21 protein-coding genes are annotated in these 22,274 nt (G+C 72.4%); 16 read left to right on the top strand and 5 right to left on the bottom strand.

The window, feature by feature from the left end; genetic code table 11:
- Positions 1-16 precede the first annotated feature (16 nt).
- Genes AB0N80_RS03725 through AB0N80_RS03710 form a run of 4 tightly spaced genes read left to right on the top strand, consistent with a single transcriptional unit; the run spans position 17 to position 3,942 of the window.
- Positions 17-1,036 (top strand): XdhC family protein, encoded by a 1,020-nt coding sequence (locus AB0N80_RS03725; protein WP_363577642.1) that lies wholly within the window; start codon positions 17-19, stop codon positions 1,034-1,036.
- Complete coding sequence (locus tag AB0N80_RS03720) at positions 1,033-2,331, top strand: amidohydrolase family protein (protein WP_363577640.1); 1,299 nt, start codon at positions 1,033-1,035, stop codon at positions 2,329-2,331. The genes AB0N80_RS03725 and AB0N80_RS03720 overlap by 4 nt, the downstream gene beginning before the upstream one ends.
- Positions 2,328-2,978 carry an XRE family transcriptional regulator gene (locus AB0N80_RS03715; protein ID WP_315993860.1) on the top strand — a complete coding sequence of 217 codons (651 nt, stop codon included), beginning with the start codon at positions 2,328-2,330 and terminating at the stop codon, positions 2,976-2,978. Before AB0N80_RS03720 ends, AB0N80_RS03715 begins: the two co-directional genes overlap by 4 nt.
- 16 nt (positions 2,979-2,994) lie before the next feature.
- Entirely contained in the window at positions 2,995-3,942 is a 948-nt protein-coding gene (locus tag AB0N80_RS03710; RefSeq protein ID WP_315993861.1) for a PDR/VanB family oxidoreductase, read from the top strand.
- A gap of 53 nt (positions 3,943-3,995) precedes the next feature.
- Here the strand turns inward: AB0N80_RS03710 and AB0N80_RS03705 are convergent, their stop codons facing one another.
- Together AB0N80_RS03705 and AB0N80_RS03700 are read right to left on the bottom strand one after the other, a co-directional pair.
- On the bottom strand, positions 3,996-5,009 hold the full coding sequence (locus tag AB0N80_RS03705; protein ID WP_363577638.1) for a glycosyltransferase: 1,014 nt from the start codon (positions 5,007-5,009) through the stop codon (positions 3,996-3,998).
- Between the two features lie 4 nt (positions 5,010-5,013).
- Entirely contained in the window at positions 5,014-6,261 is a 1,248-nt protein-coding gene (locus AB0N80_RS03700; protein ID WP_363577636.1) for a glycosyltransferase, read from the bottom strand.
- Between the two features lie 233 nt (positions 6,262-6,494).
- Here AB0N80_RS03700 and AB0N80_RS03695 point away from each other — a divergent pair, with 233 nt between their 5' ends.
- The 8 genes from AB0N80_RS03695 to AB0N80_RS03660 all read left to right on the top strand — a co-directional run bounded on the left by AB0N80_RS03695 (position 6,495) and on the right by AB0N80_RS03660 (position 16,025).
- On the top strand, positions 6,495-7,688 hold the full coding sequence (locus AB0N80_RS03695; protein WP_363577634.1) for a glycosyltransferase: 1,194 nt from the start codon (positions 6,495-6,497) through the stop codon (positions 7,686-7,688).
- 281 nt (positions 7,689-7,969) lie between these two features.
- The gene (locus AB0N80_RS03690) at positions 7,970-9,235 is read left to right on the top strand and encodes an amidohydrolase family protein (protein WP_363577632.1); all 1,266 of its coding nucleotides are present in this window, start codon (positions 7,970-7,972) and stop codon (positions 9,233-9,235) included.
- A gap of 28 nt (positions 9,236-9,263) precedes the next feature.
- Positions 9,264-10,040, top strand: a complete 777-nt coding sequence (locus AB0N80_RS03685; RefSeq protein ID WP_167494159.1) for an ABC transporter ATP-binding protein — start codon at positions 9,264-9,266, stop codon at positions 10,038-10,040.
- The gene (locus AB0N80_RS03680; RefSeq protein ID WP_363577630.1) at positions 10,037-10,927 is read left to right on the top strand and encodes an ABC transporter permease; all 891 of its coding nucleotides are present in this window, start codon (positions 10,037-10,039) and stop codon (positions 10,925-10,927) included. The genes AB0N80_RS03685 and AB0N80_RS03680 overlap by 4 nt, the downstream gene beginning before the upstream one ends.
- Positions 10,928-11,052: 125 nt before the next feature.
- Positions 11,053-12,234, top strand: a complete 1,182-nt coding sequence (locus AB0N80_RS03675; protein ID WP_315993867.1) for an ABC transporter substrate-binding protein — start codon at positions 11,053-11,055, stop codon at positions 12,232-12,234.
- A gap of 212 nt (positions 12,235-12,446) precedes the next feature.
- The gene (locus AB0N80_RS03670) at positions 12,447-13,778 is read left to right on the top strand and encodes an FAD-binding oxidoreductase (RefSeq protein WP_363577628.1); all 1,332 of its coding nucleotides are present in this window, start codon (positions 12,447-12,449) and stop codon (positions 13,776-13,778) included.
- Positions 13,775-14,554, top strand: coding sequence for a creatininase family protein (locus AB0N80_RS03665; RefSeq protein WP_315993869.1), 780 nt, complete (start codon positions 13,775-13,777; stop codon positions 14,552-14,554). Before AB0N80_RS03670 ends, AB0N80_RS03665 begins: the two co-directional genes overlap by 4 nt.
- Before the next feature lie 259 nt (positions 14,555-14,813).
- Complete coding sequence (locus AB0N80_RS03660) at positions 14,814-16,025, top strand: MFS transporter (protein ID WP_363387683.1); 1,212 nt, start codon at positions 14,814-14,816, stop codon at positions 16,023-16,025.
- Positions 16,026-16,109: 84 nt separating this feature from the next.
- On the opposite strand, the gene AB0N80_RS03655 is transcribed toward AB0N80_RS03660, so the two are convergent.
- Positions 16,110-16,694: a TetR family transcriptional regulator gene (locus AB0N80_RS03655; protein ID WP_363577626.1), complete on the bottom strand. Its 585-nt coding sequence runs from the start codon at positions 16,692-16,694 to the stop codon at positions 16,110-16,112.
- Between the two features lie 68 nt (positions 16,695-16,762).
- Here AB0N80_RS03655 and AB0N80_RS03650 point away from each other — a divergent pair, with 68 nt between their 5' ends.
- The gene (locus AB0N80_RS03650; protein ID WP_363577624.1) at positions 16,763-17,521 is read left to right on the top strand and encodes an SDR family NAD(P)-dependent oxidoreductase; all 759 of its coding nucleotides are present in this window, start codon (positions 16,763-16,765) and stop codon (positions 17,519-17,521) included.
- A 141-nt stretch (positions 17,522-17,662) separates the two neighbouring features.
- Positions 17,663-18,034 (top strand): hypothetical protein, encoded by a 372-nt coding sequence (locus AB0N80_RS03645; protein WP_363387692.1) that lies wholly within the window; start codon positions 17,663-17,665, stop codon positions 18,032-18,034.
- 147 nt (positions 18,035-18,181) lie between these two features.
- On the opposite strand, the gene AB0N80_RS03640 is transcribed toward AB0N80_RS03645, so the two are convergent.
- On the bottom strand, positions 18,182-19,558 hold the full coding sequence (locus tag AB0N80_RS03640; protein ID WP_363577622.1) for an amidohydrolase family protein: 1,377 nt from the start codon (positions 19,556-19,558) through the stop codon (positions 18,182-18,184).
- 270 nt (positions 19,559-19,828) lie between these two features.
- A complete protein-coding gene (locus AB0N80_RS03635; protein WP_363577620.1) occupies positions 19,829-20,860 on the bottom strand; it encodes an alpha/beta hydrolase fold domain-containing protein in 1,032 nt (343 codons plus the stop codon).
- A gap of 231 nt (positions 20,861-21,091) precedes the next feature.
- On the opposite strand from AB0N80_RS03635, the gene AB0N80_RS03630 reads away from it, so the two are divergent.
- Positions 21,092-21,799, top strand: a complete 708-nt coding sequence (locus AB0N80_RS03630; protein WP_315993876.1) for an SDR family oxidoreductase — start codon at positions 21,092-21,094, stop codon at positions 21,797-21,799.
- Positions 21,800-21,921: 122 nt separating this feature from the next.
- Positions 21,922-22,272, top strand: a complete 351-nt coding sequence (locus AB0N80_RS03625; protein ID WP_363387702.1) for a carboxymuconolactone decarboxylase family protein — start codon at positions 21,922-21,924, stop codon at positions 22,270-22,272.
- Positions 22,273-22,274 lie beyond the last annotated feature (2 nt).

The following is a 22,274-nucleotide window of genomic DNA, read 5'->3' as shown; positions in this document are numbered from 1 at the left end:
CGATTACCGTCGTCCCATGCTCGATCTGGCCGCCGACCTGGTGCCTCTGATGGATGCCGGGGTGCCGCTCGCGGCCGTCACGGTGACCGCCGTGGTGCGCAGCGCCCCGCGCGGCGTGGGCGCGACCCTCGTCGTCACGCGCGACGCGCGCGTCATCGGATCGATCTCCGGAGGCTGTGTCGAGAACGACGCCGTGATGCTCGGTCTCGACGCCCTGCGCACCGGACACGTGCGTCGCGCGCGCTTCGGGTTCGCCGACGACGGCACCGTCACCCCGATCGTGGCGGGCCTCGCGTGCGGGGGTGCGGTCGACGTCGTGGCCTACCCGCTCGACGACAGTGTCCGCCCGGCGCTCGAAGCAGCCCGCGCCGGACGGAAGGCGACCGTGCGCCTCGACCTCGACGGAGGACCGGTCGTGCTCGAGCGGCCCGCGGCCCCGCGCCTGATCGTCCTCGGCGCCGGCGAGCACGCCGCGGCGCTGTGCCGGCTCGGCGCGGCCGCCGGATTCCGGGTCACGGTGTGCGACGACTGGGCGCTCCTGGCCACGCGCGAGCGCTTCCCCGACGCCGCCGAGGTCGTCGTCGCCGCTCCGCACGAGTACCTCGCGACCGTCGGCGACGCCGACGAGCGCACCGCTGTGTGCGTCCTGACGCACGACGAGCGCCTCGACATCCCCGCCCTGCGCACGGCACTGCGGATGCCGGTGGGCTTCGTCGGCGCGATGGGCGCGCGGGCGACCGTCGCGCGCCGCGCGCAACTGCTGCGGAACGCGGGGGTGACGGATGCCGAGCTCTCGAGGCTCCACTCCCCTCTCGGCCTCGACCTCGGAGGCGCCTCTGCCGAAGAGACCGCCCTGTCGGTGATCGCCGAGATCGTGGCATCCCGCAACGCGGCGAGCGCACGACCCCTGCGCGAGAAGGCGGGGGCGAGGCTGCACGGACCGGGTGCCGCGGGACACGGCCCCTCCTCGGGAGCGCGCGCCCGGGTCTCGGCCGCGGACGACGCCGGCCTCGCGTGCGGCGTGAGGACCGCATGAGCGCGCTCGTGGTGCGCGGCGCCGTGGCCGTCGTCGAGGCGGCGGGCCGCGTGCGCACGGGCGACGTCGTGATCGCCGACGGGCGGGTCGTCGACGCGGCCGACCTCACCGGAGCGCGGGTCGTCGACGCGAGCGGGTGCGTCGTGACGCCGGGCCTGGTCAACGCCCACCACCACCTGCTGCAGACCGCGTTCCGTACGCTCCCCGGCACCCGCGGCATCCCGATGCGCGAGTGGCTTCCGGCGATGGCGTCGGCATACGGCGAAGCGGGCGTCGACCCCGACCTGACGCTGCTCGCCGCGCGTGCCGGCCTCGCCGAAGCGCTGCTGAGCGGGGTGACGACGGTCGCCGATCACCATCTGACCTGGCCGAGCGGTGCCGACACCGTCGGGATGGCGCGGGCCGCGGCCGACGCCGCCGCGGGGCTCGGTGCACGCCTCGCGTTCGTGCGGGGAACCGCGCGCGACGACCCGCAGGAGGCCGCCGCCTCGGCCGAGGCGATCGTCTCGGCGCTCGTGCCCGAGGGCGCCGGCGGCGTCTCGGTCGACGGGATGCTGCAGGTCGCGGTCGGGCCCGCCGGGGTGCACAGCGATCCCCGCGAGACGTTCGAGCTGCTGGGCGAGGTGGCCCGACGCCACGGGCTCCGACGACGCACGCAGGCCAACGAGGTGGTCGACGTCGCGATCGCGCTCGAGCGCTACGGACGACGACCCCTCGATCTGCTCGAGGAGTGGGGCTGGCTCGCTCCCGACGTGACGCTCGCCCACCTCTGCGACGTCGCCCCCGACGAGATCGCCCGCCTCGCGGCATCCGGGGCCACTGCCACCCATGCGCCCGGCTGCGACGTGCCGATGGGCTGGGGAGTCGCCCCGGTTCGGCGTCTCCTCGACGCGCAAATCGCGGTGGGCCTGGGAACCAGCGGCGGCGGCAGCAACGACGCGGGCCATCTTCTCGCGGACGCGCGCCTGGCGATGCAGGTCTCGGCGCTGGTGGGACCGCAGCTGCCGGCATCCGAGGTGCTGTCGATGGCCACGGAGGGCTCCGCCGACGGTCTCGGTCGCCCCGAACTCGGACGCCTGACGCCGGGCTCGGCCGGCGACCTGTGCCTGTGGGACGTCTCGGGCGTGGCCGATGCGGGCGTCGCGGATCCCGTCGCGGGGCTGCTCTGGGCCTCGCCCGGCCGGCGCCCGCGCACGGTCGTCGTGGGCGGGCGGATCGTGGTCGACGAGGGCCGCCTCGCGACGGCCGACGAGGGCGAGATCGTCGCCCGCCTCTTCGAGAGGGTGGCACGATGACGTCCATGGCTCCACCGGCGGTCCCCCTCTCCGCGCTTCCGACCCCCGACACGCACACCCCCACGAGTGACGAGCGCCTCGGCGCGCACCTGCGCAGCCTGCGGAAGGCGCGCGGGCTCACGCTCACCCAGCTCGCCGAGGCGGCCGAGCTGTCGCATCCGTTCCTCAGCCAGCTGGAGCGCGGGCTCGCCCGGCCGAGCATGGCGAGTCTCGAGCGGCTCGCACGAGCCCTGGGTACGAGCCGGGTCGAGCTGATCGCGGGCTCCGAGCCCCCGCGTGCCGACGCCGATGCGCAGCCGTCGTTCGTCGCGGCCGGAGAGGGCGTGACCGGTCCGTACGCGGAGGGCACCGCGCGCCTGCTCGCGGAGGGCCCGCGCCGCTTCGAGCCGCTGGAGTTCACGGGGTCCAACCCGCAGCCGGGCGATCACTACGTGCACGACGAGGACGAGTTCCTCACGGTGCTCGAGGGCTCGATCGTGATCTCGTTCGGCGCCTTCGGCGAGCGCACGCTGCACGTCGGCGACTCGGTGTACTGCCGCTCGGGCACGCCGCACCGCTGGCACTCGCCCGACGGCACGCCCTATCGCCTGCTGATCGTCAAGGAGGTCGTCCACGGCGACGGCGCCGACGATCCGACCGACGTCTGACCGAGGAGGAGAACGCGTGAGCGCAGGGGTGAGCTTCGATGCCGTGGTGCGGGAGCGACGGGATGCCGCCGACGGGATCGTCGTGCTGGACCTCGAGCGCGCGACGGGGACGCTGCCGCACTGGTCACCGGGGGCGCACATCGACGTGGTGCTGCCCGACGGACTCGAGCGGCAATACTCGCTGTGCGGCTCGCCGAGCGCGCGCGGCACGTGGCGCATCGGGGTGCTCCGCGAGCGCGAGGGCTCGGTGTGGTTGCACGAGAACGCGCACGTCGGGGCCACGCTGCGGGTCCGGGGCCCCGCGAACCACTTCCTCTTCGCCCCGACCGCGGGGCGCTCGTACGTGTTCGTCGCCGGCGGCATCGGGATCACGCCGATCGTGCCCATGATCGAGGCCGCGGAGGCGGCGGGGGCCGCCTGGACCCTGCTCTACGTCGGACGGTCGCGTGCGACGATGGCCTTCGTCGATGAGCTCGAGCAGCGCCACGGCGACCGCGTCGAGGTGTTCGCCGCAGACGAGGGGCGCCGACTCGACATCCCCCGACGCCTGGGCACGCCCGTCGCCCGCACGGTCGTGTACGCGTGCGGACCCGCGCGTCTGCTCGAGGCCCTCGACGCCACGATGGCGGTCTGGCCGCGCGGGAGCCTGCACGTCGAACGCTTCGAGGCGAAGGTGCTCGGTCCGCCCGTGTGGACGGAGCCCTTCGAGGTCGACCTCATGATGTCGGGCCTGACCGTGACCGTTCCGCCGGAGCGGTCGATCCTCGACGTGGTCGAGGAGAACGGCATCGTCGTGCCCTCGAGCTGCCGCGTGGGCACGTGCGGCACCTGCGAGGTCGCGGTCGTCGACGGCGACGTCGAGCACCGCGACTCCGTGCTGTCTCCGGAAGAGCAGGAGGCCAACCGCACGATGATGCCGTGCGTCTCGCGAGCCGCGTGCGATCGGATCACCCTCGAGCTCTAGGGCTTCACCCTCACGATCACCCGCTGGTCGCAGGACCCCTCGCGCACGGCGACTCAGAACTCGACGCGGCGACCCAAACGGCCGGCCCGCGCATCGGCAGCCGCCAGACGGAGCACGCGCAGCTTCCCGGGACGCCCCGTCAGCACCGTACAGCCGAGGCACAGGGCCCAGAACAGGGCGGCATTCACCGAGCGGGCGGGACTGCGCCTACGACCGGTGTGCAGCTCACGGTGGATGCGATTGCGGACCGAGTAGTACAGCAGGGCGTCGTTCGTGGACCGGAACATCGCCAGGACCTCGAACCCGGGCGGCATCCATCGCTCGCCGCGCGGATCGACCACGACGGCGTCGCGAGACAGACGGATGAGCCCGCCCGCCGCGACGATGCGCGAGGTGTACTCCAGGTCGTCGCCGTAGAGCACGAGAGCGGTGTCGGGGAAGCCGATGCGCCGGATGACGTCCGCCCCCACGAGGAGCCCCCCATACGGGGCGTAGGCCAGATCCGCCCCGCTCGCAGCCGCCGGACGCCGCAGCCCCAGGCGCTCCCCCGCGCGGCGGGCGAAGAGGGTCAGCTCGACGCCGGCGAACGACCGGTCTTCGCGCGGCTGCTCCCGCGCCTGCTCCACCCGGATCGCCTCGGCGACCTCGGCGGGCGAGGCTCCCGGGGCCCGGGTCGGGGCGACCGCGCACAGCCCGTGTCCCGCCGCGCGAAGAGCCCGCTCCTCGCGCAGGAGCGCCGCCAGCGCGTCGCCGGCGGGAAGGTTGTCGTCATCGAGCACCCACACATGGTCGGCCCCCGCCTCGACGGCCCGGGCGAGGGCGATCCCGAACGCGAGCGCCGATCCCTCGTTGCGTTCCAGGTGGTGCAGGTGCACCCGCGGCGCGTGCTCGCGCGCATACTCGACAAGCGCCTGCCGGGACGACGGGGTCGAGCCGTTGTCGACCACGACGACCTCCCTCACCCCCGCGGCGAGGAACGCGTCGACGGTCGCCAGACATGACGCCGATCGCGCGCCGTAGGTGACGGTGGCCCCGACCACGCGGGGGAGAGGAGAAGAAGAGGTCACGAGCTCAGCTTTCGTCGGAGGCGGGGGCGTAGACATCGGCCAGCGTGCGCCGGAAGCGCTCCACCGAGAACTCGGCAGCCGCCGCGGGCTGCACCGCGCGAGCCTGGCGGCGCGCGCCGGCAGGATCGTCGAGCGCAGCGCAGACGCCGTCCGCCAGACCCGCGGCGTCGTCGGCGACGGCGAAGGCCGAGAGGACGTCGTCGACGATGCCCTCGACGCCGATCGAGGTCGACACGACGGGGATGCCGCGCACCATGGCATCCACCGTCTTGAACTTCACGCCGGCACCCGATCGCAGCGGGATGAGGACCAGGGCGGCGTCGGCGTAGTACTCCTCGAGGGAGTCGACGCGACCGGTCACCGTGACGGTGTCGGGCACGAGCTCCGCCTCCCGCCGCATCTCGTCGGTGGGGTTCGCGCCCGCGAAGACGAACCGCGCGCCCGGGTGCCGCCGGTGGACGCGGGGAGCGATCTCGCGCAGGGTCCACAGGGCGGCGTCGGCGTTGACGGAGCGGTCGAACGCCCCCACGAACAGCACCGTTCCCCCACCCGTGGCCGTCGCGACGGCCGACGCGGCACCGGAGGCGGCACCCGGCACGGCCGGCTCGGCAAGGGGCGGCCGCACGACGCGGACCGGGGCCGCGGAACGCGCCGCGCGGTGCACCACCGCGGCATCCTTCGCGCTGAAGACGAGAACGGTGTCGACGTCGGTGTAGACCCGCCGCTCGTCACGGCGCACGGTGGCGAGTCGCACGCGGGCGACGAGGCCCCGGGGAGACCACCGCGATCCGGCCGCGGCGAGGAAGCGTTCCGCGCTCTGCAGCATGACGTCGTGCGCGAAGACGAGGCGTCGGGCCGGAGCCCCCACCCAGCGGGCGAACCACCCCATCTGCGTCCACTGGAACTCCACGGCATCGGCCGCGGCGAAGAGAGCGCGCACCTCGGCCGACTGGGCGAAGGCGCGGCGCACGCGCCTCACCGGGCGGACGGGGAAGAACCGCCGCTGCTGCCGTTCGTCGAGAGCGGTGAGGCGCCGCAGACCGCGTCGGGGGGCGGGGAGAGGCACGAGGACGATGGTCGCGGTCACCGTGGATCGCGCGCGGGCCGCGCGATTGTCGTCGGAGTCGGGGGCGACGAGGGTGACCTCGTGTCCGTCGTCGGCGAGCGCCCGCAGGTGGCGGAGGTAGTACTGGCCTCCGGCGTGCGGAATGCCGTCGACCGGCACCACCGGCGCGACACTGACGATCCTCACGTGCTTCCTCCCCGGCGCCGACGGCGCGGCGCTCGAGCCCACTCTGCGGATATCGCTCGCGCACTCCCCCGGCCGTGCTCCCGCACAGGGCGGGTGAAGCAGCCGGTCGCGGCGAGTTCCGCCAGCGGGTGAGAACGGGGACGGTGCGCGCTCACGATGCCGCGCGGCCACGCGAGACCGGGGGCGTCGACGCTTCCACCGACGCGTAGTGTCCGCCCGGGAAAGGAGCCGAGGTGAGGATCACGCACGTCCAGAGCAGCTTCGTCGCACCGCTGGGCGGGGCCGAGTCGTACGTGCTCGCCCTGGCCTCCGAGCAGGCCCGGCGGGGTGACGAGGTCGAGATCCTCACCGCGTGGACCGACCCCGACACCGTCGAGCGGGCGCGCCGAGCCGGCGTGGCCGTGCGCGTGCGCGCGACCTATCGCCCGTATCGCCCCGACCAGCACGGAGCGGGCACCGCCGCCAAGGTCGCGTTCCACGCGCTCGACGTGCTCGGCACCCTCGGACCGGCGACCTGGATGCCGGAGGAGGCGCGGTCCGACGCAGTGGTGCACGTCCACCGCTTCCAAGGCGTGGGCGCTCAGGTGCTCCGGGCTCGACACGGCGCGGTGGTGCACACCGCGCACGACTACTGCCTCGTCGACACGACGTCCACCTCCATCCGCGACGGACACGAGCCCGCGCGCCTCGGCGACGTGCAGCGGCTGCGCGCTCGCGCCATCTGGCTCGCGGCCCGACGCGCCAGCATCCTGGTGTTCCCGAGCGAGCGCGCACTGGCCCGTCACCATGCCCTGGGCATGCCCGCCGAGGGTGTCGAGCAGCGGGTCGTTCCGCACGGGTGGCCGGCACCCGCCGTCTCACCCGCCCGCATCGAGAACGAGGGACGCACCCGCCCGCGCTTCGTCTTCCTCGGCAAGCTCCAAGCGACCAAGGGCATCGACCTGCTGCTGCGGGCGTGGCGGCAGGCCGACATCGACGCAGAGCTGGTCGTCGCCGGCGACGGCCCCGAGCGGCCGACCATCGAACGCGCGGCGGCGACGGGGCGGATCACCTACGTCGGATGGGTCGACGCCCAGCAGAAGGCCGACCTGATCGCCTCCGCGACGGCACTGGTGTTCCCCTCGCTCTGGCCCGAGACGTTCGGGCTCGTGATCGCCGAGAGCCTGCTCATGCGGTGCCCGGTGATCGCGACCCCCCAGGCCGCCGGCGCTTTCGTGCGAGACGGCGAGAACGGACTCGTGACGACGGACGCCACACCGGAGTCGCTGGCCCGCGCCCTGCGTCGCCTCGCGCATGATGCGACGCTGCGGGAGGGACTGGCCCGGGGGGCCGCCGCGAGCGCCGCCGCGCTCGACTTCGGTCGCCACGTCGACCGTGTGCAGGCGGTTTACGCCGACGCGCGCGGGATGTTCGCTCGGGCGCGCTGAGCCGACGTCGATCACCCTCGCGAGAGGCGGGGGGCGCGCGTCGTCCGCGACGAACGCATGGACGCTGTCGGCATCCCGCGTTCGCGCACCGAACCGCAGCCTGTCGACATGTTTGTCATGAGGGTCACGCGGGAGAAATACGGCGGAAACGCACGCTTCCTAGCATCGGATCACCGCCGGATGTTGCTCACACCAACACTGACGCAGCCGCCCCGAGCGGCTCGCCCCATCGCCGTGGCGCTCGTCTCGACTCCTGCCTTCCCGACTCTCCGGAGGTCTTCGTGTCCGCCGTTCCACCCGTCTCGATCGCCGCTCTGCGGGGTGTGCGACTCGCCTCCGGCGACGTCGTCGACATCGCGCTCGACGGCGACACGGTGCTCGCGGTGGTCCCGGCCGGCACCCCGCTGCCCGAGACCGACGGCGTCGTGCTCGACCTCCCCGGCTACCTCGTCACCGCCGCCGGCGCCGAGCCGCACGCCCACCTCGACAAGTCGCAGTCGTGGGATGCCATCCGGCCCCCGTTCGGCGACCTCGAGCGCGCCATCGAGAGCTGGCACGCCTTCGCCCTGACCCTGGACGAGGACGACACGCTGCGCCGGGCCCGTTCCACGGCGCTGCGGATGCTGGCATCCGGCATCACCTCCGTCCGCACCCACGTCGACCTCCTGCGCGGAGAGGACGCCCTCACCGGTGTCCGCGCCCTGGTCCGGTTGCGGGCGGAGCTCGCGGGAGTCATGGACCTCGAGCTCGTGGCCCTCGGCGGCCCCACGGTCGCCGACGAGGTCTTCGAGGCCGCGCTCGACGCGGGCGTCGACCTGGTGGGCGGTGCGCCGCATCTCGCCGACGACCCGGTCGCCGACCTCGAACGCCTCGTCGCCCTCGCCCGGCGCCGCGACGTCGGCCTCGACCTGCACACCGACGAGAGCCTCGCGGGAGCCGACACCCTGGCCGCCTACGCCCGAGCCGTCACCGGCTGGCACCGGCCACGGACCGCGGGCCACTGCGTGCGGCTGAGCATGATGCCCGCGGCCGACCTCACCGCCCTCGCCGAGCAGGTCCGCACCGCCGACATCGGCGTCATCGCCCTGCCGATCACCAACCTGTACCTGCAGGGATGGGATGCCGAGCACGCCGTGCCCCGCGGGATCGCGCCGATCGGACGGCTCAGGACCGCCGGCGTCCGCGTCGCGGCCGGAGCCGACAACGTGCGCGACCCCTTCAACCCGGTGGGCCGCTGCGACCACCTCGAGACCGCCTCGCTGCTCGTCAGCGCCGGGCACCTCGCCCCGGAGGACGCTCTGGAGGCCGTCACCGTCGGCGCACGAGACGTGATGGGGCTGCCGTTCGCGGGACCGGTCGCCGGCGCGCGGGCGGAACTGGTGGCGATCCAGGCGGACTCCCTCGGCGAAGCCGTCGCCTTCGCCACTGCCGACCGCGTCGTCATCCATCGGGGACGTCTCGTCAGCCGCACCCGCGTCGCGACCGAGACCGCCGCCCTCTCCTCGTCCGTCCCCATCCGCACCGCCGCACCCGCGACGGCGTCGTAACCCGACCCCACGGAAAGTGAGCGCCCCCGTGACCCTGGCCTCCCCCGCCCCGGCATCCGTCGCGGATCCCACCGCGCCGATCCTGGACTTCCGCAACGTCGCCATGACGTTCCCCAACGGCACCACCGCCCTCTCGGGCGTCGACCTCACCGTCGAGCGCGGCGAGTTCGTCAGCGTCGTCGGCCCCTCGGGCTGCGGCAAATCCACGCTGCTGCGCATCGCCTCGGGTCTCGAATCCGCCAGCGAGGGCACCGCTACCGTCAACACCGACCGCATCGGCTACGTCTTCCAGGACGCGACCCTGCTGCCGTGGCGCGACGTGCAGGCCAACGTCGAGCTGCTCGCCGAGCTCAACTGGCAGCCCAAGCGCGTGCGCACCCCGAAGGCCCAGTGGGCGATCGACCTCGTCGGCCTGAAGGGGTTCGAGAAGCACCTCCCCAAGCAGATGTCGGGCGGGATGAAGATGCGCGCCTCGCTCGCCCGCTCCCTCACGCTCGACCCCGAGCTCTTCCTCTTCGACGAGCCCTTCGGTGCGCTCGACGAGATCACCCGCGAACGCCTGAACGACGAGCTCATCAAGATCTTCGTCGAGCAGAAGTTCGGCGGGCTCTTCATCACCCACTCGGTCTCGGAGGCCATCTACCTCTCCACGAAGGTCGTCGTGATGTCGGGTCGCCCCGGCCACCTCGTCGACACGTTCGAGGTCCCCTTCGACATGCCGCGCGACCCCGAGATCCGCTACACCGCCGAGTTCGCGAAGCTCGTCGGCGAGGTCTCCCACGCCCTCCGGGAAGGACACTCATGAGCACCACCTCCGCTGAGCCCGTCGTCGACGAGGCGGCCGTACCCCCGGCATCCACTCCCCCGATCGAGCCGCCCCGCACCCGCACGGCACCGCGGCGTCGGGGCTTCGGATCCCGCGCCGCCGTCATCGGTCCCCCGCTCGCGGTCCTCGTCGTGCTGCTCGGCGGCTGGTACGCCGTGTCGATCGCCCTGGCCGCGTCGGGCAAGGGCTTCCTCATGCCGATGCCGCACGAGATGTTCACGCTGGGGTTCTTCGACCCGCAGGTGGGCGCCGACATCTGGATCGCCCTGTTCCGGACGACCGGCGTCGCGCTCACCGGCCTCGCGGTGGCGATGATCCTCGGCATCGGCTGGGCGATCGCGATGTCGCTGGCGCGGTGGGTCGAGCGTTCGACCTACGCCTACGCGGTGATGCTGCAGTGCATCCCGATCCTCGCGCTCGTGCCGCTGGTCGGCTTCTGGTTCGGGTACGAGTTCACCGCCCGCGTGATCGTCTGCGTGCTGATCGCCCTGTTCCCGATGGTCTCGAACACGCTGTTCGGCCTGCAGTCGGTCGACAAGTCGCAGCGCGAGCTGTTCCGCCTGCAGAAGGCGAACAAGTGGACGGTGCTGACCAAGCTCACCCTCCCCGCCGCCCTGCCCTCGATCTTCGTCGGCATGCGCACCTCGGCGGGCCTGTCGGTCATCGGCGCGATCGTCGGTGACTACTTCTTCCGCCGCGGCGAGCCGGGCATCGGCTCACTCATCGCCAACTACCAGTCGCGCCTGCAGAGCGCCGAGCTGTTCGCCGCCATCCTCGCGGCCTGCCTGCTCGGCGTCGCGATCTTCGCGTTCTTCGGCTGGCTGTCGAAGGTGGCCGTCGGCCGCTGGTACGAAAGCGCCCTCTAGACCCCGGATGCCACCGCACCGCCCTCCCGCGCGCAGGCGCCGGAGGCGACATCCGGCGTACCCGAAATACCGCAGCTCCCCCTCCCGCACCCGAGCACCACCGACGTCACAGAAAGCGAACCAGCATGCAGCGCTCCACCCTTCTCCGCGGCACCGCCGTCACCGGCGCCGTCGCGATCGCCCTGACCCTCACCTCCTGCGCCGGCAGCGCGGCGGAGAGTGCGCCGGCCGCCTCCTCCGACATGGAGATCGGTTCGGTCGACCTCTCGACCGACTGCCCCTCGACGATCGTCGTCCAGACCGACTGGAACCCCGAGGCCGAGCACGGTCACCTCTACGAGATGATCAAGGACGACTACACGATCGACGCCAACACCAAGGCGGTCACGGGTCCCCTTATGTCGGACGGCGAATACACCGGCGTCAACCTCGAGATCCGAGCCGGCGGCCCCGCCATCGGCTTCCAGACGGTCTCGGCGCAGATGTACCAGGACGACGCGATCACCCTCGGCTACATCAGCACCGACGAGGCGATCCAGCTCTCGTCGACCACGCCCACCAAGGCCGTCTTCGCCCCTCTCGACATCAGCCCGACGATGGTCATGTGGGACCCGGAGACCTACCCCGACGTCAAGACGATCGATGACGTCAAGGCCGCCCTCACGGCGAAGGGCGGCGTCTGGCGCTACTTCGACGGCTCCGCCTACATCGAGTACCTCAAGAGCGCCGGTCTCGCCGACTCGGCGATCCTCGACGGCTCGTACGACGGCACGCCCTCGAACTTCGTCGCCGCCGGCGGCAAAGACATGCAGCAGGGCTTCGCCTCGGCCGAGCCGTACGTCTACCAGAACGAGGTGTCGGCCTGGGGCAAGCCGGTCGACTTCGCCCTGATCCACGACGCCGGGTGGCAGACCTACCAGTCGTCGGTCTCGGTCAAGTCCGACTCCTTCGACGAGCTGTCGCCGTGCCTGTCGAAGCTCGTGCCCGTGCTGCAGAAGGCCGGCGTCGCGTACTACAAGGACCCCTCCGCCGCGAACGACCTCATCCTGAAGCTCGTCGACGAGTACGCCACCGGCTGGACCTACACGCAGGGCGTGGCCGACTACTCCGTGAAGACTCAGGTCGACCTCGGCCTCGTGGGTGACGGCCCCGACTCCACCTACGGCAACTTCGACGACGACCGCTTCGCGGACTTCTTCGACAAGGCCGGCAAGGTCTACACCGACCTCGGCACCCCGCCCGCGTCGGGCTACACCCCGGCCGACCTCTACACGAACGAGTTCATCGACACCTCGATCTCGTTCTGACCCGCTCGGCCCGGTCCGCCTCGTGCGGGCCGGGCCGTTCGGCCCCCTCTCGCGCCCCGGGCCCCTGAGCTCGTCGAAGGGACCGGAGCCCCCGACACCCCCGGTGGCTTCGACAGGTTCAGCCACCTCCACCCCACCGCACCACCGGTGACGACGACGAGCTCGGCCGCACCGCGGCATCCACCCGACCCGCCCCACCCGGAGAAACACCAATGAGCGACACCGCCACCCGCGTCCTCTCCCTCGAGGACGAACTGCTCGACCTGCTCGGCCCCGCCGCCGTCAGCACCGAACCGCGCGTGCGCGAGCGCGCCAGCGTCGACGGCTCCCCGATGTCGCCGATCATCGCCGCGAAGCTCCCCCTGGGCCTCGCCGACCTCGTCGTGTTCGCCGCCGACGCCGAGCAGATCGCCACGGCCGTGGCCGCGGCATCCCGTCACGGGGTACCGATCACCGTGCGCGGCAAGGGCACCGGCAACTACGGTCAGGCCATCCCGATGCAGGGCGGCCTCGTGATCGACACCACGCGCGCCAAGGCCATCGTCGAGGTCGGCGACGGGTACATCACCGCCGAGGCCGGGACTCCGATGGTGCTGCTCGAGCAGGCCGCGTGGGCCGCCGGCCAGGCGCTGTGGATGTACCCGTCGACCGCGCAGTCCACGATCGGCGGTTTCCTCTCGGGCGGCTCCGGGGGCACCGGGTCGATCGCACACGGCTCCAACGATCGGGGCTTCGTCGCCGCCCTCGACGTCGTGCACGCCGACGGCAGCGACCAGATCATCCACGTCGAGGGCGGCGAGGCCCAGAAGTACGTGCACAACTACGGCACCGCCGGGGTCATCGTGCGCGCGACGGTCCGCCTCGAACCGCTGCGCGAGTGGCGTGGGCTGTGGGCGAGCTTCCCCGACTTCGCCGGCACCCTCGCCGTGCTGCAGACCATCGGCAATCTCGAGCCCACCCCGCGGCTCGTGTCGGGCGACGGGCCCGAGATCTCGGCATCCCTCCCCTCCGACGAGGCGATCCCCGAGGGCCGATCGAGCCTGCGCGCGATCGTCGACGCGTCGCTGATCGAGGAGATCACCGCCATCGTCGAGGGCGCGGGCGGACGTGTCGAGGCGGTGCGCGAGGGGCCGCAGGCCAGCATCCGCCTGTCGATGCTGAGCTACAACCACCCGATCGAGTGGTACCAGAAGAGCCAGCCGCACGAGGTGTTCCACCTCGAGGTCGCGGGTGCGCCGCTCGCGGACGACATCGAGGCCGTCGAGAGCGTGTTCGCCGGCGGCAAGCTGCACATCGAGTCGACCAAGGCGTTCCCGATCGGCATGCTGGCAGCCCCCTATGTCAGCGAGGACGACGTCTACCGCGGCATCGCCGCGCTCAACGCCATCGGCGTGGGCGTGCACAACCCCCACCAGTGGAACGTCGACTTCAACGTCGAGCAGACGGTCGAGACCGCGCGCCTCACCGACCCGAACGGCCTGCTGAACCCCGGCAAGCTCAACCCCGACTACACCGGCGCGCGCAAGGGAGCGATCATCTCATGACCCGTCTTCTCGCCGAGCTGAGCGGTTCCGCCGCCGCCGAGGCCCTCACCGAGGACTCGATCCTGGTGCTGCCCACCGGGGCGATCGAGCACCACGGACCGCACCTGCCCCTGGCGACGGATGCCATCGTCGCCGAGGCGTCCGCCACGGCCGCCGTCGCGCGCGCCGCCGCCCAGGGGCTCGACGTGTGGCAGCTGCCGACGCTGTCGATCACGAAGTCGGACGAGCACTCGTGGGCCCCCGGGACGCTGTGGCTCACGCCCGAGACCATGCTGCAGACCATCGTCGACATCGGCCGCTCGATCCTCACGACCCGGGCGCGCACGCTCGTGTTCCTCAACGGCCACGGCGGCAACGTCGCGCTGCTGAACGTCGCGAACCGTGAGCTGCGGCGCCGCTTCGGACTGCGCACGTTCTTCATGCCCGCCGCGCGCGTGCCCTCGTTCGACGGCACCGACGGGGGCCCCGACGAGCACGGAACCGGCATCCATGCCGGTCACGGCGAGACGAGCATGATCATGCACCTGCGCCCCGAGCTCGTGGACGCCACGAAATTCGAGGCCACGGTTCCGGCGCACATCGGCGACTTCCGGCACATCGGCTTCAACGGCAAGCCCGTGACCTTCGGGTGGCTCTCGAACGACTTCGGCCCCACCGGCGTGCTCGGCGACCCGACGGGGGCGAACGCCGCCCACGGCGCGGAGCTGTTCGAGGACAGCGTCTCGTTCGTCGTCGAGGCGCTCGAGGAGATCAGCCGATTCGACTACACGGCGTGAAGGGTTCGAAGCGCGCACAACTCCGGCACATGCGGCGTCCCACGACCGCAGCGGGCATGCCGCGCGCGTGCTGCAGGAGTTGTGCGGCTTCCGGGCGCGGCCTCGCGCCGGCCCCGGCGACCGTGGATACTCGGCCACGTCCGCACGACTCCTGCAGAACCGGGGCCACGCCCGTTCACGCGGGCCCGAGGCGTGGTATCCGCAGGAGTTGTGCAGCGACGGCCTCAGCCCGGCGGCCGACGGATATGACGGTGCCCGCATGAGCGTCACGGCCGCGCCGGCCACCGGCGTCCGCGCCTACGGACAGGTGCTCGGCCTCCCCGGGGCCCGCAGCTTCGTGGCCGCCGGCATCCTCGCGCGCTTCCCGCGCGCGACGCTGTCGCTCGGGATCATCCTGCTCGTGTCGGCCACGACCGGGAGCTTCGCCTCGGCGGGACTCGTCGTGGCGCCGCTCGTGGGCGGCATGGCCGTGGCCGCACCTCTCTGGTCGTCGCGGATGGACCGGCACGGCCAGGCCCGCGTCATCCTGATCTCGCTCGGATGCCTCGTGCTCGCGGCATCCGGTCTGCTCGCGCTCGTGCTGACGGGCGCGCCGTTCTGGACGTGGCTTGTCGCGGCGTTCGCGACGGGAGCAGCCACCCCCGACCTGACCTCCGCGGTGCGTGCGCGATGGACCGTGCTCGCGCCGGAGTCCCAGCGGACCCCGGCGCTGGCGCTCGAGACGATCGCCGATCAGATGGTGTTCATCGCGGGTCCGCCCGCGATCACGGCGGTGGCCGCCGCCCTGGATCCGGCGGTGGCGATGCTGGGCTCGCTCGGGCTCGGAGTGGTCGGCGGCGTATGGCTCGCCGCCCAGCGCGCAACGCAGCCTCCCCCGCAGCCGGGCGGGGCGCGCCGCGGGCTCGTCCTCCCGCCCGCGGGCGTCGTGCCGATCGCCCTGGCCTGCGTCGCGCTCGGCGGCGTCTTCGGGGCGTTCGACGTCAGCCTCGTCGGGTGGGCCGACGTCGGCGACCGTCCCTGGCTCGCCGGGCCCGCCTTCAGCGCCCTCGCGGTGGCCATCGCGATCGGATCGGTCGTGACCGGGGCGCGGACGTGGCGACTGTCCCCCGCCGCGCGGTACATCGGCTTCGCCGCCCTGGCCGCCGTCGTCGCCGCAGGGCTCCCGTTCGCCCAGGGCTCGGTGCCGCTGCTCTTCGGCGTCATCCTGCTGCTCGGTCTCGCGGTGTCGCCGGTGATGGTCTCCGGCATCCTCGTGGCATCCGCGCGCGCCCCCGAGGGCCGCGTGACCGAGACGCTCGCCTACCCGACCGCCGCGATGTCGCTCGGCGTGCCGATCGGCGGCGTGATCGCCGGAGCGGCTCTGGATGCCACCGGGCCCGCGACCGCTCTGATCACCATCGCGGTGTCGCTGGCGCTGGCCGCGGGCATCGCGGCTGCGGGTGAGGCGTTGTTGCGGGTGGCGCGGCGGTGACCACGGACGCAGCGGCGCTGCACGAGCGAGGTCCCCGAGTCCGTCGAGAGCCCGGGACGCACGCGCGAGACCCGGCCCTCGAGATCAGATCGCGATCTCACGGAGCGCTCGCCCCGCCACACTCCGCGGAGTCTCCTCGCCCCCGTGGAGCGCCCACCAGGCTACGGACGCATCGACCGCCGCGGCGAGCACATGCACGCGGACGACGATCGAGAAGTCGTCGGGTCGCGCGTGCGTCCGTTCCGCGGCGAAGAGCGCCGCGGCATCCGTCATCGTCCCGATCGTCGGCGCACCGAGCTGCGCGAGGGACGGGTTCGCACGGATGACGCGAAGCCGGTGGCGCGTGACTTCGATCGACTCGGCGGGGATGGCCGCGCTGGCCTCGAAGGCGCGGCGGATCACCTCCCAGACCGGGTCTTCCTCCGCGCTCTCGGTCAGAGCGGCCTGAAAGCGCTCGAGCGACTCCTCCAACCCGTCCCAGACGAGAGCGGCCTTGCTCGGGAACAGGCGGAACAGTGACCGCCTGCTCACCCCGGCCGCGGCTGCGACGTCGTCCATCGACACCGCGTCGAACCCCTGCTCATCGAAGAGACGGAGTGCGACGAGGGAGACGCGGCCGGGATCGATCGTGCGCGGACGCCCCGCGGCACGCTCGTTCGGATGTTCCATAGACACCTTTCGGCACTGAGTGCTAAAACCGGGAGTGGCGCACTCGCGCCCTCACGGAGGAGAAGATCATGACCGCGTCGACCGTCGCACGATTCGCAGACAAGACCATCATCGTCACCGGCGCCGGGTCCGGCATCGGGCGCGCCACGGCGACGCGGATCGCGCACGAAGGCGGCCGCGTCATCGCGACCGACGTCGTCGCCGAGCGGCTGGACGCCCTGCGCGAGGAGCTGAGCGGCCTCGCCGTCGAGACGGTGGTCGGAGACGTCTCGGCGCCCGACACCATCGCCGCCCTCGTCGAGGCGGCGGGGGATCACGTCGACGGACTGGCGAACGTCGCCGGGATCATGGATGCCTTCCTGCCTCCGAGCGAGGTGGACGACGCCACCTGGGACCGGGTCCTGAGCGTCAATCTGACCGGCCCGATGCGCCTGACGCGCGCCGTGCTCCCCCTCATGATCGCGGCCGGCGGGGGCGCGATCGTCAACGTCGCCTCGGAGGCGGCGCTGCGCGGATCCGCCGCCGGTGTGGCGTACACCTCGTCGAAGCACGCGATCGCCGGATTCACCAAGAGCGTCGCGTTCTTCCACGGACCGCAGGGCATCCGCGCGAACGCCGTCGCCCCGGGAGCGGTCGCGACGAACATCGAGGCTCCGATGGGGAGCGCCTACGCCGCGGGACGCATCGGCCCTCTCCTGCAGGTCGTCGTCCCGCCCGTCGCCCAGCCCGAACAGCTCGCCGCCGCCATCACCTGGCTGCTGAGCGACGACTCCGCCAACGTCAACGGCGCGCTGCTGCCGAGCGACGGGGGATGGTCGGTGATCTGACGGCCATTCACCGCCGCGCGCTCGGCCGGACGCTCCGGCGAGCTCAAGCGCCTCCGCCGCGCCCGCGAGCGAGGACTCTGAGCCTGTCGAGCGGACGGGAATCCTCTCGGCGGCGATCACGTGACGCGTAGCGTGGTTCTCATGGAGCCCGAGACCGAGGAGCAGCGATCGCGCCTGGCTCACCGGAGCTGGCAGGAACGGTCCCTGCGATCCACCCAGCCGCCGCGGCTCGAGGACGGTCGTCGGCTCATCCGCGTCTTCCCGGAGTGGGTCAGTTGCCTTCCCCTGTGGGAGAGCTGCACCGAGAACTATCCCTTCGAGCGCGACGTCCTGCCGCTCTCGCCCGAGTTGCAGGACGCGCTCGAGGCCTGGAACGAGCACTGGCAGGACCGAGACCTCGACGAGGAGATCCCCGACCGGGATCGATGGGTCGCCGAGGGCGGGGAGCTCGTCGCGCGGCTCCGGGACGAGCTCGGAGACATCGCCGAGGTGCGGGCCGAGTTCGGGGGGTGACGCGCGCGTCCCCGTGGTTGAGTGTCCGGAACACCCGGGCGCCTGCCACGGCACGTCCGGGTGTTCTGGACGCTCGGGGCGATAGGAACCGCCGCGCGCGCGAGGCGCGGGGCAGAACGGAGCGGCAGGGCTGGCGGAATCGTCGGACTAGAGGATGACGCCGAACTCCTCCGCCAGCGCGGGCAGCTGCGTGTGCAGCACCTCGGACGCCTCGACCGCGAGCGGGTTCGTCGAGACGCCGTTCTCGTTGACGAGCTTGCCGCCGACGTAGACCTGCGTCAGGTTGCGGAGGCCGCACGCGAGCACGTAGCTGCGCACCGGGTTCCACAGCGGGCCGACGTCGGGCTTCCGCGGATCAACGACCACGAAGTCGGCGAACTTGCCCACCTCGAGGCTGCCGACCCGGTCGTCGACACCCATGATCTCCGCTCCCCCGAGGGTGTGCAGGCGCAGCACGCGCTCGGGCATCATCGACAGCGGGTCGTGGGTGCGGGCGCGCTGCATGAACATGCCCATGCGCATGTTCTGCCACGGGTCCGCGACGTCGGTGCAGGCCTGGTCGTCGAGGCCCATGCCGACCTTCATGCCCTGCTCCAGCATCTCGGGCACGTGCGCGATGCCGGACGCCAGACGCCCGTTGGATGCCGGCTGCCACGACATCGATGCGCCGCCCGCGGCGGCATCCGCGATGATCTCCGGCGTCGTCTGGATGAAGTGGCCGAACATCATGCCGGGGCGGAGGGCGCCGGCGTTCTTGTACAGCTGGAACTTCGTCTGCTGGTGCTCGATCGCCTCGTACGTCTCGAGGAAGTGCGCCTGGTTGGTGACGCCGAAGCGGTCCATGACGGCGACCTCGATCTCGGCGGCGTCGGGGCGGGTCGACCACTGCACCTGGCCCATGATCGAGGCACCGAGCGCGATGTCGGGGTCCATGGCCAGGACGTGATCGAGGGAGGCCTCGAACCGGGCGAAGATCTCGTCGTCGGTGCCGACGGTCGCGTCGAGCGCGATGGAGTCGACGAAGCGGAGCCCGGCGTCATGGCATCCGTCGGCCTGTCGGGTGTGCCAGGCGTGATCGCGCAGGATGCCGCCGCCGTCGGCGCGCTTGCCCTCGACCATCGGCTCCCACGGCAGGAGCGGGTCGGTGAAGTTGTAGGCGGTCGTCACGCCGTTGGCGAGGAAGTCGAGCGAACCGTGCAGCGTCGCCCAATAGATCTGGTCGGGCGAGGCGTTGTTGAGCACGCTGAACATGGAGGTGCACCAGCCGTACAGCGTCTGGTCGACGCCGAGTCCGCGCGAACCGCTCGTGAAGAGGTGGCTGTGGCTCGAGACGAAGCCGGGGGCGACGAACTTGCCGTCGACGTCGAGGACCTCGTCGGCGGTGATTCCCGGATCGGGGTCGCCCGCACCGATCGCGGCGATACGGCCGTCCCGCACGAGCATGTACCCGCGCTCGATGTAGCCGGGGTCGTCGGTGCCCGCGGGGACCGTGATGAGACGTGCGTTCGAGACGAGGAGCGACATGTTGATGACGGTAACAATGGCGTGTTTCCGCGGTGTTCCGGGCCGGTGGCGGGGGTTTTGCAGGGAGCCTCGTCCCACTTATGTCGGTGCATGTCCCAGAAACGGCCGGTGCAGCGCCCCTCAACCCACCACAAGTGGGACAGGGGTGCGCAGCGCAGCGCGAAGGCAGCGCCCCAGCAGAACCTTGTCCCACTTCTGGCGGTGCGTGTCCCAGAAAGGGCCTGTGCAGCGCCCCTCAACCCACCACAAGTGGGACGAGGGTCGAGCGGGTCAGGCGAACGCCGCCCGCACCGCCGGTGCGATCTGCGCGAGCACCTCGTCGCGCGCGGGCGTGGACGGGAACACGAGGAAAAGGTGCGGCACGCCCTCGCGCCGCACGAATTCGACGGGGGTTCCGGATGCCGCCAACCGCGCGGCGTACTCCTCGGCTTCGTCCGAGAGCGGGTCGACGGCCGCCGCGACGATCACCGCCGGCGCGGAGCCGGCGAGCTCCGGCGCCCGCAGCGGCGCGGCCTCCACGGGAACCTCAGCCGCGCCGTTCCCCGTCGTGCCACCCGGCGCCGCACCGGCCGCATCCGGCCGCGGTAGCGACGCGGCCACGGGCGCCCCGCCGCCGTCATCCTGCAGGTACAGCCCCCAGTACCACTGCATCCCCTTCGCGGTCAGCGGCAGGTTCTCGGTGTGGGCGCGGTAGCTGGGACGGTCGGGATCGGGGGCGTCGAGAACGGGGCACAGCAGCACCTGCACCCGGATGCCGGGAGCGCGGCCGTCCCGCGCACGCAGGGCGAGGGCGGCCGCGAGGTTCCCGCCCGCGCTGTGCCCGGCGACTCCGAGCAGCGCGGGGTCGATCAGCCCATCCACTCCGGTCGCCGCGAAGCGCAGCGCGCTCTCGAGGTCGTCGAGTCCGGCCGGGAAGGGATGCTCGGGCGCCAGTCGATAGTCGACGCTGAGCACCTGCGTCCCGGCGGCGAGCGCCAGCGCGCGGCACAGCGCGTCGTTGTTGTCGAGGTCCCCGGCGACCCATCCCCCGCCGTGAGCGAACACGAGCGTGCCGCGGTGACCGGCGCGTGGCCGGTACAGGCGCAGGGCGAGGCCGTCGGCATCCAGGTCGAACGACTCGAGGTCGTGGTCGTCGGGCAGACGCACCCACGACGGGTTCGCGCGCAGCTCGGCGATCCGCGTGGCGTCGTCGCCGTCGGCATCCGTCGCCCCGGACGGGATCGTCCCTGCCTGAGCGGCGAGGCGCGCGAGGTGCGCACGCACGGGCGGATCGGTGATGGCCGGGTGCACGGCGTCGGTCACGGGGGTCCTTCCGGTGGGGTTCGGGATGCCGCTGATCGCACGACGCCCCGAGCGTAGACCGCCGGATGCCGCCGTCGCCGCCGTCATGACGAAGCTTCACGCCGCCGAAACATCGCCGCCTCCCCACCCCCCGACGCCTGTTACCGCCGCGAAACAGCGCCGTCTCCGCGGCGTACGGGGCCGGGCGTACCGTGACCGCCAGGGCGACCCGATGCCCGCGGGAGGAACCTCATGTCGCAGCGCGTCATCGTCACGGGAGGCTCGGGCGGCATCGGCGCCGCCATCGTGGCCCGGTTCACCGCCGACGGGGACCGGGTCGCGGTGCTCGATCGCCGCGCCCCGGCCGAGGATGCGGCATCCGCGTTCTTCGCCGTCGACCTGCGGGATCCCCTCGACACGCGACGAGCGGTCGGAGAAGCCGTCGAGGCGCTCGGCGGGATCGACGTGCTCGTGAACTGCGCGGGGGTGTTCCAGCACGCATCGCTGCTCGACATCACCGTCGACGACTGGGATCTCGTCCTCGACGTCAACGCCCGAGCGACGCTCGTGACGATGCAGGCCGTCGCCCCCCGGATGCTCGAGGCGCGAGGCGGCACGATCGTCAACATCGCGAGCATGGCCGCCAAACAAGGTGGCGGCGGCGAGGGGCACTACGCCGCCTCGAAGGCGGCGGTCGTCGCCCTCACGCGCGCCGGCGCACAGGAATGGGGATGCCACGGCGTCCGCGTCAACGCCGTGTGCCCCGGCTACGTGCTCACCGACATGGGCGCCGACACGCGTTCGGAGGACGACGTGAGGGCGTGGAGCGCGAAGTCACCGCTCGGCCGACTCGGCGTGCCCGAGGACGTCGCCGGGGTCACGCACTTCCTCGCCTCCCCCGCGGGCGGTTACCTCACGGGGCAGGCGATCAACGTCACCGGCGGGATGATCATGCACTGAGGCGGGGGCGCGGTGAATAGCGGCGTGTGACCGCGCGTGACGGCGGCCCCGCGGCGCGCCGGAGGGCGGTGGTTACGGTGGGGCTCTGGCATCCGTCCCGCCGTTCCCGACCTGGAGAGCACATGTCCGAGTACTTCGACCGCACCGCCGACAAGACCTACACGAAGGTCTACAAGAACGAGACGCCCGACATCCTCGCGGCATTCGCCGCGTTCGATCAGGCGGTCTTCGCTCCCGAGGGGCGCGCGATCCCGCTGAAGTACCGCGAGCTGATCGCCCTCGCCGTCGGCATCACCACGCAGTGCGTCTACTGCATCGACGGGCACTCGCAGAACGCGGTCAAGGCGGGTGCGACCGAGGCCGAGCTGGCCGAGGCCGCCTGGGTCGCCACCGCCATCCGCGCGGGCGGCGGGTACGCGCACGGCCGCCTGGCGTTCAAGCTCGGCGAGGACGCCCGTCCCCACGAGCACTGACG

Source organism: Microbacterium sp. NPDC089188, assembly GCF_040685155.1.
Lineage (GTDB): Bacteria > Actinomycetota > Actinomycetes > Actinomycetales > Microbacteriaceae > Microbacterium > Microbacterium galbum.
Note: the sequence above shows the minus strand (reverse complement) of the source record. Positions and strands in the feature narration are given on the sequence as shown.

Bases quoted from the DNA above. Each gene is read 5' to 3' on its own strand.
- AB0N80_RS03715 (WP_315993860.1), top strand. From the start codon at position 2,328: ATGACGTCCATGGCTCCACCGGCGGTCCCCCTCTCCGCGCTTCCGACC.
- AB0N80_RS03625 (WP_363387702.1), top strand. From the start codon at position 21,922: ATGTCCGAGTACTTCGACCGCACCGCCGACAAGACCTACACGAAGGTC.
- AB0N80_RS03720 (WP_363577640.1), top strand. From the start codon at position 1,033: ATGAGCGCGCTCGTGGTGCGCGGCGCCGTGGCCGTCGTCGAGGCGGCG.
- AB0N80_RS03630 (WP_315993876.1), top strand. From the start codon at position 21,092: ATGTCGCAGCGCGTCATCGTCACGGGAGGCTCGGGCGGCATCGGCGCC.
- AB0N80_RS03650 (WP_363577624.1), top strand. From the start codon at position 16,763: ATGACCGCGTCGACCGTCGCACGATTCGCAGACAAGACCATCATCGTC.
- AB0N80_RS03675 (WP_315993867.1), top strand. From the start codon at position 11,053: ATGCAGCGCTCCACCCTTCTCCGCGGCACCGCCGTCACCGGCGCCGTC.
- AB0N80_RS03680 (WP_363577630.1), top strand. From the start codon at position 10,037: ATGAGCACCACCTCCGCTGAGCCCGTCGTCGACGAGGCGGCCGTACCC.
- AB0N80_RS03670 (WP_363577628.1), top strand. From the start codon at position 12,447: ATGAGCGACACCGCCACCCGCGTCCTCTCCCTCGAGGACGAACTGCTC.
- AB0N80_RS03725 (WP_363577642.1), top strand. From the start codon at position 17: ATGCTCGATCTGGCCGCCGACCTGGTGCCTCTGATGGATGCCGGGGTG.
- AB0N80_RS03640 (WP_363577622.1), bottom strand. From the start codon at position 19,558: ATGTCGCTCCTCGTCTCGAACGCACGTCTCATCACGGTCCCCGCGGGC.
- AB0N80_RS03655 (WP_363577626.1), bottom strand. From the start codon at position 16,694: ATGGAACATCCGAACGAGCGTGCCGCGGGGCGTCCGCGCACGATCGAT.
- AB0N80_RS03665 (WP_315993869.1), top strand. From the start codon at position 13,775: ATGACCCGTCTTCTCGCCGAGCTGAGCGGTTCCGCCGCCGCCGAGGCC.
- AB0N80_RS03645 (WP_363387692.1), top strand. From the start codon at position 17,663: ATGGAGCCCGAGACCGAGGAGCAGCGATCGCGCCTGGCTCACCGGAGC.
- AB0N80_RS03660 (WP_363387683.1), top strand. From the start codon at position 14,814: ATGAGCGTCACGGCCGCGCCGGCCACCGGCGTCCGCGCCTACGGACAG.